The sequence below is a fragment of the Butyricicoccus sp. OF27-2pH9A genome (assembly GCF_027693185.1).
Classification (GTDB): domain Bacteria; phylum Bacillota; class Clostridia; order Oscillospirales; family Butyricicoccaceae; genus Agathobaculum; species Agathobaculum butyriciproducens.
This window is the reverse complement of record NZ_JAQEXK010000004.1, coordinates 16,980-33,369: the sequence shown is the minus strand read 5'-3', so window position 1 is coordinate 33,369 and position 16,390 is coordinate 16,980. Positions and strand designations below refer to the sequence as shown.

Sequence of the window (16,390 nt, the reverse complement as noted above, 5' to 3'; positions counted from 1 at the left end):
ACTCGTTTGTCGGGTGCTCATTGTGCATCTCGTCGAATTTTACGTTCATTTTCCATTCTCCAGTCTCAATTTTCAATTTGGTACTCTTCACTCTCAACTCTCCACTCTTCACTCTCTACGAAACTCCTACCTCCTCACTCCTAACTCCTACCTTGCATAATCTCTCCCATCTTGACACTTGCATACTCCGTCAACTTTTGCTATCATATAAGGATGTAAGGAGTGACTAACCATGAACGCTGCGGAACGACGCACTAAAATCACCCACCTGCTTGCACAGGCGAACGGGCCGTTATCGGCGACCGCGCTGGCCGCGCAATGCGGTGTCAGCCGCCAGATTATTGTAGGCGATGTTGCGCTGCTACGTGCAGGCGGATTGGCCGTGCTCGCTACGCCGCGCGGATATATTCTGGAGAACACCTCGGCGCCGGCCTGTGCGGAGCGACACATTGTCAGCCACCACGACAACAGCCGCATGCTTGAGGAGCTATACACGGTCGTCGATCTCGGCGGAGCCGTGATTGATGTGACGGTCGAGCACGCTGTATACGGTCAGATCTGTGCACCGCTGCATATTTTCTCGCGGTATGACGCCGACGCGTTTAACGAGAAGATTCAGCAGTCCGGCTCCCGGCCGCTGTCCAACCTGACCGGCGGCATCCACCTGCACACCATCCGCGCTACGGATGAGAAAACGCTCGAACGCGTAATTCAGGGGCTCAAGGACAAAGGCTTTCTGCTGCTCGAGGATAACTAAAAACCACCCGAACGACAGGTTTCGTTCGGGTGGTTTTCTTTTACTCGTTATCCGCCTGCTGTTCCTTATACATGGCGATCTGCTCCGCGTCCCAGACCTCCAGATCACGCACACCGGCTCGTCCTTCAACGTGGTGGCGGAATTCATGCCGCAGGACTTTTCGCATTTCTTCGGTCAGCTCGTCCTCATCCAAATGGCGGTACGCCCGCTTGAACGAGCCGTAGTACATTACAATATACTTGCCCATCGCCGGATCAATGCGGTACTGCCCCATCACATACAGCGTGCCGCTGCGGTCCTCCGGGTGCAGAAGATACCCGGGTTCCACGACGATACCACCATTCAGTTCCTCGTAAAACGACTGCGGAATCTCCTCCGCAAGATCGGATAAAATTTCTTCAAATCGGTCAATCGAGATCATGCCTGTCTTCCTTTCTGACCTTGCTGCTTATCTGCCCTTACTATAGCATAACCTGTTTTTACAGGCAACCAAACTTTTTGTGAACAAGGTGTCTTGACAGGTGTTGTTTTATGTTGTATACTTCTATCTGTTCACAACTCAAATATTGGAAAGGACCTGTTCCCATGGTTAAGAGTAAAAGTTTGTATCATTTGGCGCTGGCCGGCGTACTGTGTGCGATCGGCATCATCATCCCGATTTTTTCTCCTGTAAAGATTCGACTCGACCCGATGAGCTTCACGCTGGCAAGCCACGTTGCTATTTTTCTGGCGATGTTCATTTCTCCGGCTGTCGGCGTGGCCGTTTCAGTCGGCACGACGCTTGGCTTTCTGGTCGGCGGCTTCACCATGCCGGTCGTCCTGCGTGCGCTGACCCACGTTGTCTGGGTTGCGCTCGGTGCATACTATCTGCAGAAGCACCCGGAGCTGATTGACTTCCGTCAGCAGGTTGAAAACCGCAACGCAAAGCTGTTTGGTCTTGGTGCGGTACTCAGCATCATCCACGCGGCACTGGAAACCCTAGTCTGCGTACCGGTTTACTTCGGTCAGGGCCTGTCCGGCGTGGAAACCGTTCGCATTCTGCTCGGTCTGGTGCTGCTCGGCTCGTTCATTCATTCGATGATCGACTATGCGCTGTCTCTGCTGATCTGGCGTCCGGCCAGCGGCACGATGCGCACTAGCAGAGTTTCGTAAACTGCAAAAACACCCGTCAATGACGGGTGTTTTTCTTTTCTTATTTCACCTCGCAGCCGCCCCATTCCACAACGGTGAAGCCGTCTCTCGCAAACGACGTGAATGTCTGCGGCTCAATGCTCTGTGCCCTGTGCAGCGGCTTCCACGCCATGAATACGCGGAGAACGCTGTCCGGTGTCGGGTCAATGTCCAGCTTGGCGGCATCTGTGTACGCCTCGGACTGGAACGAAATAAGGTTGTACGGGTTATCCTGCATTTTCGGCAGCCAGTACACGATGAACTCGTTGTACTCGCGCGGGGTAAGTCCGATCTCGGCCAGTTTTTCGCGGAAAAAGTCCGCTGTGTCCGCTCCTGCTACGCAGAAGCCGGTGGAGAAGTCGTAGTCGGTCTTGTCCTCGCCCTCCCAGAACAGGTAGGAGTATTCATTTCCGGCCTCGTCATACAGCGTGCCGTCCGGTTCGGCGGTTACGTGCCAGCCGTTCTCATACGCCGGATAGGTTGCGGTCAGCGTGCCCGCGTAGTCCAACGATACGGAAACCGCTGTCTTCTGTTCGGGATATAGGTAGATGACCGGCTTTTCAGCACATTCCTCCTGCTGTCCGCAGCCGATCAGACCAAGCGCCAGAGCCGCCGTAAGTGTTCCTGAAAGCAATCTCTTCATAGCAATTCCTCCTTTGTCCGGTTAGACGAAATCGGGGGCGATTGGGTTCCCTGTTCTGCGGAAATTTACGGTCGTACCCACTCACCGGTCAGCTCATTCTTCTGCAGAACCAGATGGAAGCCGTCGGCATCATTAAAATAAACCGCCTTATCCATATCCTCAATCGGCAGGACAACGGTATATCCCGCACTCATCGTGTTTGCACTGCCGAATGCGTTGTAAAACGTGAGATAATGTTCGCCGTTCTTCGGCTCGTCCTTATAATCCCGGATATCCTCAATCGGCGGAAAGACAGCTGCATGGAGTGTCAGCGTTTTCCCATCCTCGGAAACCGTATAATCGCGCAGTGTGACATTCTGCTGCTCGGTCAATCCCGATCCCACACGAAATAGCAGAAACGGTACAAAAACCGCTGCGAATACAGCAATAATTCTTCGTATTTTCATCGTTTTTCTCCTATCCTTTTATCTGTAAAAATGCGAAAGGCCGTCCGCAAGGGACGACCTTTCCGCACTCTCTCTTTTCTCTTTTCCCTATACAGCAGTTACTTCTTCAGGCGATTGATGTACTCCAGAATAATATCGGTGGAATATTCAACGCCCAGACGGCCTGCGTTAATGCAGAGGTCGTAATGGTCGCACTTGCCCCATACCTTGCCGGTATAGTAATTGTAATAGGTAGAACGCTGCTTATCCATCTTTTCGAGAGCAGCCTCGGGCGTCTTGCCCTCGATGACGTAATCACCGCAGGTCTGAACGCGCTTTACACGGTCCTCAATCGAGCCATGGATGAAGAAATCGAACTTATTCGGGAAGTCACGCAGTACATGGTCTGCACAGCGGCCAACGATAACACACGAGGAATCCTCTGCCATCTCGCGGATGATATTGGACTGAGCCAGATACAGCTGATCGGTCAGGCTCATGCCGTTCAGACCAACCGAACCGAACATCGTCAGCGAGTACAGGAAGCTGTTGGTGGCACGCTTGTCGAGCTGCTCAAACAGTTTTTCGTCAAATCCGGTCTTTTTAGCCGCACGGGTAATAAGTTCCCGGTCATAGAACGGAACGCCCAGACGGAGCGCCAGCTTCTGACCGATCTCACGACCACCGGTACCATATTCACGACCAATAGTAATAATCAAGTTGTTATTCATAACGCACCCTCCTTACCAACCGGAATTATACAAATTGTACAATTCTCTATATCTGTAGTATGAACCATTTATGCGTTTTTGTCAAGTAGGATTCAAAATTTTTTTCATTCTGTAAATCGGGTTGGAATTGCTGCCTGTAGGCGGCGGGAACGTCGCCGCACCCACGGCGGTGGGCACAAGGATGGACACCAAGGTTTCCACCCTTGTGAATCCCGTTTCCTTTATTTCTTAGCCTGACGCAGACCAGAGACCGGCAACCGCTCCGAAAAGGAGAACGACAGTCGGGTTACTCTTACGTTTGTTTCGTGAAATATTCGCAGTTCATAGACAGCTTACTGCTACACATATCGGTTACTCTCCGCAGGCGCGACACATCTGTGTCGCGCAACTCGTTTGCACATTGTTACGCATGGCACCTGCGAATTTCACCATCTATATTGTAGGGCGGGTTGCCTTCACCCCGTCGTCTATCTGATTTGCAACATTGCCAATGGACAAATGAAAAATAAAACCGTCACGTCAATTCTCCATTTTCCATTTTCAATTCTCAATTTGGCAAAAGAAAACCCGCTCGAAAGCGGGTTTTCTCGTTATCTCTTTACTTATTCTTGATCAGCATCGGTCCGACTTCATTGATATTGCCGGCGCCCATGGTGAGCACCAGATCATTCGGGCCTGCCTCCTTACGGAGATAATCCGCAATCTCGTCAAAGCTGTCAAACGATACCGCGCCCGGCACCTCCCTGGCGATATCCGAGGAATAAATGCCGATGGTATTCTTCTCGCGGGCGGCATAGATCGGAGCAAGAACCGCCTGATCGCACAGCTTGAGCGCGTCCACAAACTCGTGGAACAGCGCCTTGGTGCGGGTATAGGTGTGCGGCTGGAATGCGCACAGGATACGGTCGAAGTGCATTTCCTTCGCGGTGTTCAGCGTGGCCTTCATCTCGCTCGGATGATGCGCGTAATCGTCTACGACGGTTGCGCCGTTCGGCATTTTGCCGACCAGCTGGAAACGGCGGGACGAACCGGTGAACTTGTTCAGACCGCACTCGGCAGCGTCACCCGGCACACCGAGAAACTCGGCAGCGGCGCAGCACGCCAGAGCATTCAGCATGTTATGACGGCCCGGAACGGACAGCGCCACCTTAGCGTACTCCTTCCCCTCTACCATAACGGTAAAGCGGTAGTAGCCGTTCTCATCGCGCACGTCGGTCGGATAAACGTCCGAGGTTGCGCTCGTGCCGAAGGTACGGACCTTGCGGTTGATGCCTGCCACACTGCGCATTGCATGCGGGTCATCGCCGTTGACGACAACAAGGCCGTTCATCGGGGTCAGCTCGGCAAACTCGTGGAACGAGTGGATGATATCGTTGATATCCTTGAAGAAGTCGAGATGATCCTCCTCCACATTGAGGATAACCGCAACGGTCGGTGCAAAGCGCAGGAACGAATTGCAGTATTCGCAGCTTTCAGCCACAAAACAGCCCTTGCCGCCGATACGGAGCGTACCGCCGATGGCAGGCAGGTTGCTGCCGACCATAACGGTCGGGTCCATCTGCGCTTCCATGGTCATGAGCGTCATCATCGAGGTGGAAGTTGTCTTGCCGTGCGTGCCTGCCAGACAAACCACGTTGTCATAATCGCGCATGAGGTGTCCCCATGCCTCGGCACGCTCCATGACCGGAATGCCCAGCTCATGGGCGCGGACAATCTCCGGATTGTCATCATGCACAGCAGCGGTACGCACGATGAGCGACGCACCCTCGACGTTCTCCGGCTTGTGCTCGTAGGTAATCTTTGCACCCAGAGCCTCCAGCCGTGCGGTAACATCCGTACGCAGACGGTCAGAGCCGGAAATCGGCACACCGCGGCTGAGCAGCAGCTCGCCAAGTGAATTCATGGATACGCCGCCGATGCCGATCAGGTGGATGCGTTCCTTATTTTCAATGTAGGGCTTAATAGACAGAGCCATTTCCCTAAGCCTCCTGTATTTTTGTTTATCAGATTTATTATAGTACAAAATCGCCCGGAATAAAATAGCTAACCGAGAAAAACTCCTGCCGGACCTGAAAAAAAGGAATATATGATACCGGAAATACCGCTGCATATCGCTTATCCGCATACATTTAACTAAAGTGTAGTTTGATTTTTTCACATGTTTACGATAAAATATCTTTAGGCGTGCTGACCAGTCCGGTCAGCACAAACGCCGCAATATAAGGAGAGGCATTGTATGAGAGTACTGATTTTATCCGTCACCGCCGGATTCGGCCACCATGCCACCGCAAAGGCCATCGGCGACATGCTGGAATCCAAGGGCGCGGAAGTTCACACACTGGATGTTTACGCCTATATCAGCAACCTGATCAAAACCACCATCGACAAGGGCTATCTGTTCTCCTCCAAACACATGCAGACGCTGTATCGTCTGGTCTACCAACTGGCCGAGAACAACGGCGCAAGCTATTTTAACTCTGCGCCGAGCATTATCAATATCATCAACGCACTCGGTGCGTCCAAGTTTGCCAAGGTCATTGCAAACCATGTGCCCGATGTTATCATCTGTACGCACGTTTTTGCGGCGCAGATGGTCGATGAACTGAAAAAACGCAAAAAACTCGCCGATATTGAGACCATCGGCATTGTTACCGACTACACGCTCCACCCGTACTGGGAGGATGTGCCGCGCGTGCAGTACATCGTCACTGCGAGTGAACTGCTCACCTACCGCTGTGTGCAGCGCGGCATTCCGGAGGACCGCATCCTGCCGTTCGGCATTCCGGTGCACCCGAAATTCAACGAAAAGCTGTCCCGCGAGGACGCGGCGGCACAGCTCGGCATTGACCCGAATAAGAAAACCATCCTGCTGATGGGCGGCAGCATGGGCCACGCCGACCATGTGAAGAACATCGAAAGCCTGTCGCAGATCGGTACGCCGTTCCAGTTTCTTGTGGTATGCGGCAACAACAAAAAGATGCTCTACCATGTAGAGCAGTTTGCCTCACACTATCAGGGCAGCTGCAGGATCTATCCCTACGGCTTTGTACACAACGTAGAGGTGATGATGAGCGCGTCCGACTGTATTGTATCCAAGCCGGGCGGTCTTACCGTGTCCGAGGCTCTGGCGAAAAACCTGCCGATGCTGCTGTTCGATCCGATCCCCGGTCACGAGGAGCGCAATGTTGATTTTCTGGTCAACAACGGCATGGCGGCGCTCATTACCAAGCACTTCCCGATCGACGAGGCGGTGTACGAGCTGTTCCGCAATCCGGTGCGGCTGGAGACCGTGCGGAGAACCATGAGCGAGATTGCCCATCCGGATGCCACCGAACGGCTGGCTGAATTTGTCCTGCGTAAACGATAATACAGTGAAAGGGAGTACCCGCCTGCGGGTACTCCCTGAGGCTGTCGAAAAACTCCGTTTTTCGAGCAGCCTCTCGATTGAAACCACGCTTTCAATCGAATCTTGACGAAAAGCCGCGCCCTGCGGGCACAATTTTTCGTCCCTTGTATAATTCCCGAGGTACACGCCCCCGGGAATTATGAATTTGCTATGCAAATTCTATTTTATGCGTGCTGCCGCACGAAAAGTAAAAACGATAGATTGACTTTATCGACAGACTGAGGGAGTACCCGCCTGCGGGTACTCCCTTTCGTGCCGTTAAATTCCTACTGATTTACTCAGTTCTGCGCTGCATCTGACTGCGGCACCAGCGGTGTCAGCGGTGTCAGCAGCTTAGTGATCAGGCTGACCATCTCGGTCTTCGGGATGGGCTGCGACTCAGTGATCCACTTTTCGGTCATGCCGATGACACCGGTCGCAAGGAAGCGTGCAGCATACGCATCCTCGACACTGCGGTACGGCAGCAGCTCCATGCGGCATTCCTCGATAACGCCGATCATCTTTTTGCCGAAACCATCCGGTGCATTGACCTTGATGAGTGCGGTGACGATCTCACGATTCTCCTCCAGATAATCCATCAGACGGCTGAGCACCAGCTTGAGCGTTACCGTCTCACTCGGACGGATGGCTGCGATCATCCCGCGGAAATCCTCGATCATCCCTGTCTCGATCTTATCGCGCAGGTCATACACGTCCCGATAATGCGCATAAAATGTGCCGCGGTTGATATCCGCTTCGCGCACTACGTCGGTCACGGTGATGCTCTGGAAGTCCTTCTGCTGCATCAGCCGCGTCAGTGCCTGCCGCAGCAGCTTTTTCGTTCGTCGGATGCGCTTATCCTCCACTTCTGCCATGGTATCCCACTCCATTCATATTGTTTTTTCCGTTCCATTTCCGTAATTTGCATTTTAACGAACACATATAATATTTATGTGCATTATCATTCACTCTTATCATATTTGATTATTGCGTTCGTTATCCTTATGTACTATACTATAACACGAAAAGAAATCCTACACAATATCTATTTCTGAGAAAGATGGTGTTTTCTTTGTGAAACTTAAAGGACATAGCCCTGTTGACCTGATCATTAACAATCGAAAACTGATTGAAAAGATCTATATCGTACTGATCATCTTCAGTTTGATCTGTGTGCCGATGGTTGGGATCAACTACGATTTAACAAAATACCTGCCGGATTCGTCTCCGTCCGCACAGGCGCTGGACATCATGGAGGACGAATTTACCTATCCCGGCATGGGACGCGTCATGCTGGAGGATGTGACGCTGTACGAAGCCAAAAATATAAAGGACCGTATCGCGGACGTTGACGGCGTGGATATGGTCATATGGTGCGATATGGCCACCAATATCTACGGCTCGAGCGAATTCATCAACTACGACAATATCGACGACTACTACAAGGATAACACTGCCTATATGGATGTTATCTTCACCGACAAGGACTCGTCCAACCAGACCCACAAGGCGGTGCATGAGATTGAAAACATCGTCGGAGACAAAGGTCTGGTAGCAGGCTCCGCTGTATCGGATACCAACCTCGGCCCGACCATTAACAAAGAGGTCGCCCGTGTTATGGCACTGGCCGTCGTCATTATTTACATCATTCTAACAATCACGACCACCTCGTGGTTTGAGCCGGTGCTGTTCCTGTCCGTGCTCGGCATTGCAATCCTCATCAACATGGGCACGAACATCATCTTCGGCGAGATTTCATTCCTGTCCAACGCCGTTGGTGCGGTGCTGCAGCTGGCCTGCTCGATGGACTACTCCATCTTCCTGCTGCACGCCTTCACGCAGGAGCGCGCAACCGGTGCAGAACCCGAACAGGCGATGGCGAACGCCTGGCGAACCGCCTTTTCATCCATCGGTGCTTCCGGCATGACGACCATCGTCGGCTTTGCCGCCATGGCACTGATGAACTTCGGCATCGGCCCGGATATGGGCTTCGTATTGGCCAAGGGCATCGCGCTCAGTCTGCTGACCGTGCTGCTGCTCATGCCGGCGCTCATCCTGCGTTCGCAGAACATCATTGCCAAGACGCAGCACCGTCCGTTTATCCCCAAACAGGGCCGCGGCATCGGTGAATTTGCGTACAAAATCCGTCATATCGTATTTCTCGTGGTTCTTATCATCATCATTCCGTGCTACATTGCACAGGGTATGGCGAATTTCTCTTACGGCAACGAGGCCGTTGCAAACTCACCCGGTACACCGGTTTACGAGGCCGAGCAGCAGATGAATGCCAAGTTCGGCAAAAGCAACATGATGATCGCGCTTGTCCCGCCCGACAGCAACATCACCGAGAAAAAGATGACCGAGGAGATCAACGACCTGTCCTACGTCAAGTACGCGCTCAGCCTGTCGTCCGTTCTGCCGGAAGGCATTCCCGAGGATTTCCTGCCGGAGAACATCACCAGCCTGATGCACTCGAAAAACTGGGCACGCGTGATCATCAACGTGCGTTCCGCCGGTGAAAGTGACGATGCCTTCAAATTCTCGGACAACATCCGCGCGATCATTGACAAGTATTACCCGAACGAAACGACCTACCTTGTCGGCGTAACGCCGTCCACGCAGGATATTAAGGATATTATTGTACCGGACTACAACCGCGTCAACATCGTTTCCCTGCTGGGTGTAGCACTCGTTATCGCGATCACCTACAAGGCACTGATCCTGCCGATCGTCGTGCTCATCCCGATCGAGTGCGCGATCTTCATCAACACCGCTCTGCCGTACATTTACGGTCAGCGAACCATGTACCTTGGCTTTATCATCGTCGGCTGTATCCAGCTGGGTGCTACGGTTGACTATTCAATATTGATGACCGGCAACTATCTGGATGCCCGCTCACAAGGGGATAAAAAGGAAGCCGCAATACGGGCGGTATCGGTCAGCGCCGAATCGGTTATGACCTCCGGTCTGATCGTTATGACGGTTGCCTACGGCCTGTACTTCATGACCTCGGTCGAAGCGATTTCCGGTCTGGGTCAGCTGATCGGCCGCGGTGCACTGATTTCGGTTATTCTGGTCCTGTTCTTCCTGCCGATGTGCCTGATGCTGTTCGACCGCTGGATCGTCAAGTCGGATTACGCAGAAAAGAAGCACGCCAAGATGAACAAGATCCGCGCGACCAAGATCAAGCTGCCGATCCTGAGCGAGCTGCACCAGCAGCGCGTCAACCTGCAGAACCAGATCCGCGAAAACCGCAAGGCACGCAACAAGGAGCTGCGCCTCAAACTCAAGAACCTGATGAACGGCGATGGCTTCAAGCTGCCGCAGAACTACACGCCGCCGACGCAGGAGCCGTCCAAACAGCAGCAGACCGAAGAATCCGCACACAAGCGCATGATCGGCAAAAAGTTGCGTATGCGCATCCATAACCGCATTGAGATGCGTAAGGAGCAGCTTGAACAGCTGGCCCAGCGTCTCGGCAGCGACAAGAATAAGCCGAACGACAGCCAGAATGACAACCAGAACGATAATACGGAGGAGAACGACCATGAAAACAGATAAGCTGCGCCGACTGACCGCAGCCTCGCTTGTTCTTGCGTTCACGCTGCCGCAGGCGGCACAGGCCGCCGAGCCCACGGTAGAAACCGACGAATCGGTATATATCAACATGGATTACTACGGTGCGCCGACCAATACGCGCATCGTAAAGGGTGTCAGCCTGAACGGCCACACCGAGTTCACCGATTTCGGCAGCTACGCAGATGTGTACAACATGAGCACCTACGACGAGCCGGTCATCAAGGACAATTCGGTGTACTGGAAGCTGTCCGACACCAGCAAGCAGCGCTTCTACTACGAGTGCATCCCGACCGACAAGGTCAATATCCAGATGCCGTGGAACTTTGATGTTTCCTACAAGCTGAACGGTGTTTCGGTCAAGGCGGAGGACTGTGCAGGCGCAAACGGTCTGGTGGAGATCACCATTCACGCAGTACCGAACAGCTACGCAAGCGACTACTACAAAAACAATATGATGCTCGTCTGCGGCACCGGTATCGACATGAGCAAGGCGCTTTCCATTGATGCACCGGGTGCACAGGTTCAGTCTGTGGGAACCTACAAGCTGGTCGTATTCATGGGTATGCCGGGCGAGGAAAGCACGTTCACCGTGCGTATCGGCTCGAATAACTTCGAGAACATGGGTATGTTCATGTTTATGACGCCGGCTACTCTGTCCTCGCTGGATATCATCTCCGACCTGAAGGACGTCAAGGACCGCCTGAGCGATTCCGGCGACAGCCTGTACTCCGGCATGAGCAGCATGCTCGACACCATGCAGTCCATGCAGAACGGCATGGGTACGATGTCGAGCGGTATTTCGGGCATCAATGCCGTGCGCCAGCAGCTGATCAAGGACCGCGGCACGATTGATCCCAAAACGGATGCCGCGCTGACTGCTCTGGAAAAGCTGACCGGCGAAAGCGATTCGCTGATCCCGGAACTGAATAACACCAAGGACACGCTCGTTAAGCTGAACGCTACCACGAACAGCATTCTCGATACGCTCGAGGAGTCCGGTGCAGATATCACCGAGTACCAGACGCTGCTGCAGAATATCCGTACCTCGCTGAATAATTTGGAGAATCTCATGGATGATCTGGATGATAAGACCGGTTCGGAGTGGCTGTATATCAGTGAGCTGCAGAGTGATATTAAGAATCTGAAGGATGACCTGAGCGATATTCAAGGAGATATGAAAACCCTGAATGATCGTATCAAAGCCCTTGAAAACACGAATGACAGCATTGGTTCTGCACTGACTAACATCCTGCAATTACTGGTAAAGAAGCAAGTCATCGACGAAACAACCGCAGAAACCTTTGGTAAACTTATATCGGACATTTCTAAGAAGTGCAGTGACCTGACCACTTCGATGAGAAATCTGACTTCTACCATCTCCGGTACTGCAGATTCCCTTTCCGGATTTCTCACCACTTCGGACGGTATCCTCGACAATCTCGACGACGTCTGCGACGTACTCGACGATTACAAGGGTCTCGGTCAGGACTTCACCACCGAGGGCAAAAAGCTGACCGAACTCGCCAACACCACGCTCGGCCGCGTCAACCAGCAGCTGACCGAGATTCCGGCACTGACCGAGTCGCTCAACCAGCTGACCTCGATCACCTCGTCCTCCATCGACAAGGGCACCGAGCTGATCGGCACCACTACCAAAACGCTCACTGCGTCCTACCAGCTGCTCGACACGGTCAACAGCACGCTGCGCTCGGTTCGCAGCGACGCGGATGCCAGCACACAGACCACGCTCGACGGCCTGCTCGATGTGCTCGATAAGGCTTCCCGCTCGAACAGCTCGAATAAGCTGCAGAACGCGACCGATGATATTCATAATGCCATCGACGACGCTAAGACCGACCTTGAGGACGATACCAACATTCTCAATATCGACTCCTCAGCCGACCTGCAGTCTGTCACGAGCAGTATGAACCCGACACCGAGCAGTCTGCAGTTCATCCTGCGCACGCAGGAGATTTCGACCGACGATGACGATGATGCTATCACCTCGGATCAGGATGCTGCCGACGAAGGCGTTCTCGCGCGTATCGTGAATATCTTCAAGAAGCTCGCAAGCGCGATTTACGGCGTATTTGCTTCGGAAGAGTAACCGCATATAGACCAAAGGACAGGAAAATTTCCTGTCCTTTTCTTTATCCACAGGTTGGGGGTAATTGCGTAACCTTGAATTGCACCAATCAACGTCGATGATATAAATGGATTTGACAAACGGTTTCACACCTCAAGTAGGAACAGCGGGGTGAGGTCACCCCGCTGTTCCACAGAGAATCACACGATAACAAATCAAAATTCGCATAAAAAAACGGTTCCGTCTCCGGAACCGTTTTTCCTATCCATTTATCATGCGCGAATCTTCTCACCCATCTCCGCGCTTGCGTGACTGAGTACCGGAAGCAGCACCGCACCAACGATGATGCCCGCAATGCCCTGCACGATATTCATCGGCACGCCGAGAACAACCGCGGCTGCCGCAGCGCCCATGCTGCTGCCCATCACGACCTCCATGCCGACCTCGTACACAAAGTAGCCCAGAACCATGACGATCTCTGCCGGAATGCCGCACAGAACCACACGGGTAATCGTATTCATGCCCTTGCCTGCCATGCGGTGGTACAGCCAGCCGCCGAGCAGAGCGGTCAGCGCCTTGATGGCAAACGTGCCGGGCACCCATGCCATGTAGCCGCCGATAAGGTCCGCCATCATCGAGCCGATACCGGCTGCCAGTGCGCCCAGACCGGGACCGAGCAAAATGCCGCAGATCAGCACCATGCCGTCACCGAGGTGAATGTAACCCTGTGTTGGTGTCGGAATGCGGATGATCATCGTAGCAACTGCCGTCAGTGCCGCCAGCAGTGCTGCCAGCACAAGCTTTCTGATGTTTTTCCCTGTCATATCGCATACCTTCTTTTCCAGTAATTCTGTCTGTAAGACTATTGTATGCGATATCGTGGCTTTGGGAAAGTGTCAGTTTAAACAAGTTTCACAAGGTCAGTTTCAGGCATTCGCCTTGAAATTATTGATGTAGTAATCGCCGTTTTCGTCGTCCATCACAACGCAGACCATCTTGCCCTTAGCGACAACCTTGGCCTCATCCACGCCTACGCAGATCCACTTGCGCGGGTCAACTGTGGTCTTGAGTTTAGCCGCCGCGTCTGCCGCCTGCTTTTCATCCGCAAAGCGCAGAACAACGATGGAATGTGCCTGCGAAGTAATCATAGACTCGGAGGCCACGCCTACCTCAAACTTGATCTCATCCGTGCCAAGGTACCAGAACAGGCCGCGGCTCATGCCGTCCTCACCCATGCCGTTGTAGAGCGCCTCCTCAGCAACGCCCATGCCGCCGAACGGACGCGCACCGTAAATCTTGCTCACCAGTGCGGAAAGCTGCTCGTCCACCTTGACGGTCTCCGGCTGCTCCGGCTCGGTCACCTCCGGCTTTTTATAGCCCCAGACAGCCTCGCCGTACTTCTTCATGAACAGGTCGTAATTCTCGTTGTAGCGCTTCTTATACACGCTTTCGATCTGCGGGTCGAAGGTGTAAGCCGTGCCGTCGATGGTGATCTCGGTCCACGCGTGAACCGACTCACTGCCCTTGGGCGAAACGCCGGTGCCCGGAATCGCCTGTGCGTCAAAGCCGACCTGACGAGCGAGGTAAGTAAAGCCTGCCGCCCACGAGTAGCAGTTGCCCTTGTGGGTCTTAAGCATATCGGTCGCGGAGGTCAGCGCCCAGTCGCTCTTCGAAGTGTCAGCCGCGCCGATGCCGAGATAGCCGAACGTGTTCTTCGCGTAATCATACACCGCACGCAGCTTCTGCTGCTGGGTCATGCTGTCCTTGACAACGCTCTTTACTGCCGAAGCCAGCAGCGCGTCCAGTTCGGTCGAGCCGGTGATGTAGTAGCCATTGTGGTCAAGCTCGAGCGAGCCGATGAACTTGTCATGGTCAAACTGCTTGTCCTCGTTGACATGGAACAGCTTGCCGCCAATATTATGCCAGCCCGGCGTCAAATCGGTGGTCTCCTTATCGAATGAGGTCCACTGTTCGGAGCCGCTCGACTTGTTAAACTTATGGTCGGTAGTTGCCTCAAGCATATCCCAGTATGCCCAGTGCGTGTTCGGCACGTCCGGCATAATACGGATGCCCTCACTCGTATTGATCGTAAACTTGTCCGCCTGACGGCCGAGCACACGGTTGAGGATGGTTACCGTCTCCGCACGGGTGATCGGCGCATTCGGACGGAAATTTGTGCCTGCCGAAATCCAGCCCTGAGCCAGAGCAGTCTGCACCGCGTTGTACGCCCAGCTGGTCTTGGGTACATCGGCGAACGACTTGTCCGTGCCGATATCGGTGTGCGGGAAGCGCGACAGAATCGCTACAAACTCCGCACGGGTAATCTTAGCGTTCGGCTTAAACGTGCCGTCCGTGTAGCCGTTCACCAGACCGAAACCGGTCATTTGACGAACAGCATCCGCATACCACACGGAAACCGAAACGTCATTAAACAAATGGTCCTCATTCTTGACCTTGTTCACCAGCAGAGAGGCCAGCAGCTTGCTCGCCTCTGCACGGGTAATGGATGCATCCGGACGGAAGGTGCCGTCCGTGTAACCGTTCATATACTGCATGTGCTCTACGGTATTCAGCTGCGGCTGCGGTGCCGAATTCTGAGCCGCGCACGCGGAAATCGGCAGAGCTGCCGCCATCAAAGCCGCAAGCGCACCTGCGGTCATTCGTTTTTTCATCATACTTCCATACTCTCCTTCAGATCGTTTTCGGGGATAGTATTGAATTAGACGGAATCACTCGTCATTTGGTTCCCTGTTTCGCTCATCTTTTTTACTTTTTTCTTTTTCGGGATCGAGCACAACCGGAATGAGCGCTGCTGCCAGCTTGCCCTTGCCGCGGTGCTTGACGTAGAAGAAGCCGATGATGGAAAACGCGATCGCACCGATGCAGTTGACCTGCAGGTCCTTCATCGTGTCGATCAGGCCAATATCCAGATAGCCGCCAAGCTGCTCCGTCCAGTCCTCACCGTTAACGCTGACCGACTCAATCTGCACATGCACCGGCACATTCAGGCCGTCCGGGTTGAGCGACACCGAGTTGACCTCGTGCACGACATAGTCCTTCTGCATGTCCGTGTGCATCACCTGATCGGCGGTGAACTCGAAAAATTCCCACAGCACGCCGACCGTCATGGAGAAGCAAAACGCCACGATAGCCAGGAACAGCGGCGACAGCTTGAAGGTAAACCGTTCGCTTCGGTTAAACAGGTCAACCAGACAGAAGCCGACCGCCGCGACCAGAAATCCGTTTATCGTGTGCAGCATGGTGTCCCATCCGGGAATGATGGTGTAGAACGAATTGATCTCACCCAGGATCTCGGCGGCATAGATGAAGCAGTAGATGATAGCTTCCATCATCGGCGGGATGTCGATGGCAAGCTGTTTTTCAATCAGCGTCGGCATCGCCAGCAGCACAAGCGACAGCACGCATACGAACATATTCTCATACCGCTGCATGAACGCACAGCGGATGAATGTCAGCACGACCAGAAGCGACAGTACGCCGCGAATGGTCAGTCTGCGGCGTACGCGGCGGCGCTGCTCCGTGACGCGCTGCTGTAATTGTTTTTTATCCATATTTGTTAACTCCTTAAAGTAATTGCGAAAAGAGTAAAAGAG

General features: G+C 53.4%; 14 protein-coding genes. 5 read left to right on the top strand and 9 right to left on the bottom strand.

Features of this window, described 5'->3' with window-relative positions:
* The first annotated feature begins 232 nt into the window (after positions 1-232).
* Positions 233-757, top strand: a complete 525-nt coding sequence (locus PG722_RS05040; RefSeq protein WP_110436105.1) for a transcription repressor NadR — start codon at positions 233-235, stop codon at positions 755-757.
* 40 nt (positions 758-797) lie between these two features.
* On the opposite strand, the gene PG722_RS05035 is transcribed toward PG722_RS05040, so the two are convergent.
* On the bottom strand, positions 798-1,178 hold the full coding sequence (locus PG722_RS05035) for a metallopeptidase family protein (RefSeq protein WP_117489962.1): 381 nt from the start codon (positions 1,176-1,178) through the stop codon (positions 798-800).
* 164 nt (positions 1,179-1,342) lie between these two features.
* On the opposite strand from PG722_RS05035, the gene PG722_RS05030 reads away from it, so the two are divergent.
* On the top strand, positions 1,343-1,909 hold the full coding sequence (locus tag PG722_RS05030; RefSeq protein WP_270579846.1) for a hypothetical protein: 567 nt from the start codon (positions 1,343-1,345) through the stop codon (positions 1,907-1,909).
* Between the two features lie 40 nt (positions 1,910-1,949).
* On the opposite strand, the gene PG722_RS05025 is transcribed toward PG722_RS05030, so the two are convergent.
* From PG722_RS05025 to murC, 4 genes are all read right to left on the bottom strand, one after another.
* Positions 1,950-2,570 carry a hypothetical protein gene (locus PG722_RS05025; protein WP_270579845.1) on the bottom strand — a complete coding sequence of 207 codons (621 nt, stop codon included), beginning with the start codon at positions 2,568-2,570 and terminating at the stop codon, positions 1,950-1,952.
* A 65-nt stretch (positions 2,571-2,635) separates the two neighbouring features.
* Entirely contained in the window at positions 2,636-3,016 is a 381-nt protein-coding gene (locus tag PG722_RS05020) for a hypothetical protein (protein ID WP_270579844.1), read from the bottom strand.
* 98 nt (positions 3,017-3,114) lie between these two features.
* Complete coding sequence (locus tag PG722_RS05015) at positions 3,115-3,726, bottom strand: cytidylate kinase-like family protein (RefSeq protein WP_110436100.1); 612 nt, start codon at positions 3,724-3,726, stop codon at positions 3,115-3,117.
* Between the two features lie 598 nt (positions 3,727-4,324).
* Complete coding sequence (murC, locus tag PG722_RS05010; RefSeq protein ID WP_270579843.1) at positions 4,325-5,701, bottom strand: UDP-N-acetylmuramate--L-alanine ligase; 1,377 nt, start codon at positions 5,699-5,701, stop codon at positions 4,325-4,327.
* A gap of 261 nt (positions 5,702-5,962) precedes the next feature.
* Between murC and PG722_RS05005 the strand changes: the two genes are divergently transcribed.
* Positions 5,963-7,093, top strand: coding sequence for an MGDG synthase family glycosyltransferase (locus PG722_RS05005; RefSeq protein ID WP_270579842.1), 1,131 nt, complete (start codon positions 5,963-5,965; stop codon positions 7,091-7,093).
* A gap of 317 nt (positions 7,094-7,410) precedes the next feature.
* Here the strand turns inward: PG722_RS05005 and PG722_RS05000 are convergent, their stop codons facing one another.
* The gene (locus PG722_RS05000; protein ID WP_181967672.1) at positions 7,411-7,986 is read right to left on the bottom strand and encodes a TetR/AcrR family transcriptional regulator; all 576 of its coding nucleotides are present in this window, start codon (positions 7,984-7,986) and stop codon (positions 7,411-7,413) included.
* 199 nt (positions 7,987-8,185) lie between these two features.
* On the opposite strand from PG722_RS05000, the gene PG722_RS04995 reads away from it, so the two are divergent.
* Both PG722_RS04995 and PG722_RS04990 read left to right on the top strand, forming a co-directional pair.
* Positions 8,186-10,672, top strand: coding sequence for an efflux RND transporter permease subunit (locus PG722_RS04995; protein WP_270579841.1), 2,487 nt, complete (start codon positions 8,186-8,188; stop codon positions 10,670-10,672).
* On the top strand, positions 10,659-12,797 hold the full coding sequence (locus PG722_RS04990) for a hypothetical protein (RefSeq protein ID WP_270579840.1): 2,139 nt from the start codon (positions 10,659-10,661) through the stop codon (positions 12,795-12,797). Before PG722_RS04995 ends, PG722_RS04990 begins: the two co-directional genes overlap by 14 nt.
* 251 nt (positions 12,798-13,048) lie before the next feature.
* Here the strand turns inward: PG722_RS04990 and PG722_RS04985 are convergent, their stop codons facing one another.
* The 3 genes from PG722_RS04985 to PG722_RS04975 all read right to left on the bottom strand — a co-directional run bounded on the left by PG722_RS04985 (position 13,049) and on the right by PG722_RS04975 (position 16,348).
* On the bottom strand, positions 13,049-13,600 hold the full coding sequence (locus PG722_RS04985; protein WP_118360663.1) for an ECF transporter S component: 552 nt from the start codon (positions 13,598-13,600) through the stop codon (positions 13,049-13,051).
* Between the two features lie 102 nt (positions 13,601-13,702).
* Positions 13,703-15,451, bottom strand: a complete 1,749-nt coding sequence (locus tag PG722_RS04980) for an S-layer homology domain-containing protein (protein ID WP_270579839.1) — start codon at positions 15,449-15,451, stop codon at positions 13,703-13,705.
* 54 nt (positions 15,452-15,505) lie between these two features.
* Positions 15,506-16,348, bottom strand: coding sequence for a hypothetical protein (locus PG722_RS04975; RefSeq protein ID WP_118646382.1), 843 nt, complete (start codon positions 16,346-16,348; stop codon positions 15,506-15,508).
* Between the last annotated feature and the right edge of the window lie 42 nt (positions 16,349-16,390).

What these genes read in the sequence shown, in the direction of transcription:
- PG722_RS05025 (WP_270579845.1), bottom strand. Translation starts at nt 2,570, where the DNA reads ATGAAGAGATTGCTTTCAGGAACACTTACGGCGGCTCTGGCGCTTGGT.
- PG722_RS05000 (WP_181967672.1), bottom strand. Translation starts at nt 7,986, where the DNA reads ATGGCAGAAGTGGAGGATAAGCGCATCCGACGAACGAAAAAGCTGCTG.
- PG722_RS05040 (WP_110436105.1), top strand. Translation starts at nt 233, where the DNA reads ATGAACGCTGCGGAACGACGCACTAAAATCACCCACCTGCTTGCACAG.
- PG722_RS05020 (WP_270579844.1), bottom strand. Translation starts at nt 3,016, where the DNA reads ATGAAAATACGAAGAATTATTGCTGTATTCGCAGCGGTTTTTGTACCG.
- PG722_RS04985 (WP_118360663.1), bottom strand. Translation starts at nt 13,600, where the DNA reads ATGACAGGGAAAAACATCAGAAAGCTTGTGCTGGCAGCACTGCTGGCG.
- PG722_RS05035 (WP_117489962.1), bottom strand. Translation starts at nt 1,178, where the DNA reads ATGATCTCGATTGACCGATTTGAAGAAATTTTATCCGATCTTGCGGAG.
- PG722_RS04990 (WP_270579840.1), top strand. Translation starts at nt 10,659, where the DNA reads ATGAAAACAGATAAGCTGCGCCGACTGACCGCAGCCTCGCTTGTTCTT.
- PG722_RS05030 (WP_270579846.1), top strand. Translation starts at nt 1,343, where the DNA reads ATGGTTAAGAGTAAAAGTTTGTATCATTTGGCGCTGGCCGGCGTACTG.
- PG722_RS04975 (WP_118646382.1), bottom strand. Translation starts at nt 16,348, where the DNA reads ATGGATAAAAAACAATTACAGCAGCGCGTCACGGAGCAGCGCCGCCGC.
- murC (WP_270579843.1), bottom strand. Translation starts at nt 5,701, where the DNA reads ATGGCTCTGTCTATTAAGCCCTACATTGAAAATAAGGAACGCATCCAC.
- PG722_RS05005 (WP_270579842.1), top strand. Translation starts at nt 5,963, where the DNA reads ATGAGAGTACTGATTTTATCCGTCACCGCCGGATTCGGCCACCATGCC.
- PG722_RS05015 (WP_110436100.1), bottom strand. Translation starts at nt 3,726, where the DNA reads ATGAATAACAACTTGATTATTACTATTGGTCGTGAATATGGTACCGGT.
- PG722_RS04980 (WP_270579839.1), bottom strand. Translation starts at nt 15,451, where the DNA reads ATGATGAAAAAACGAATGACCGCAGGTGCGCTTGCGGCTTTGATGGCG.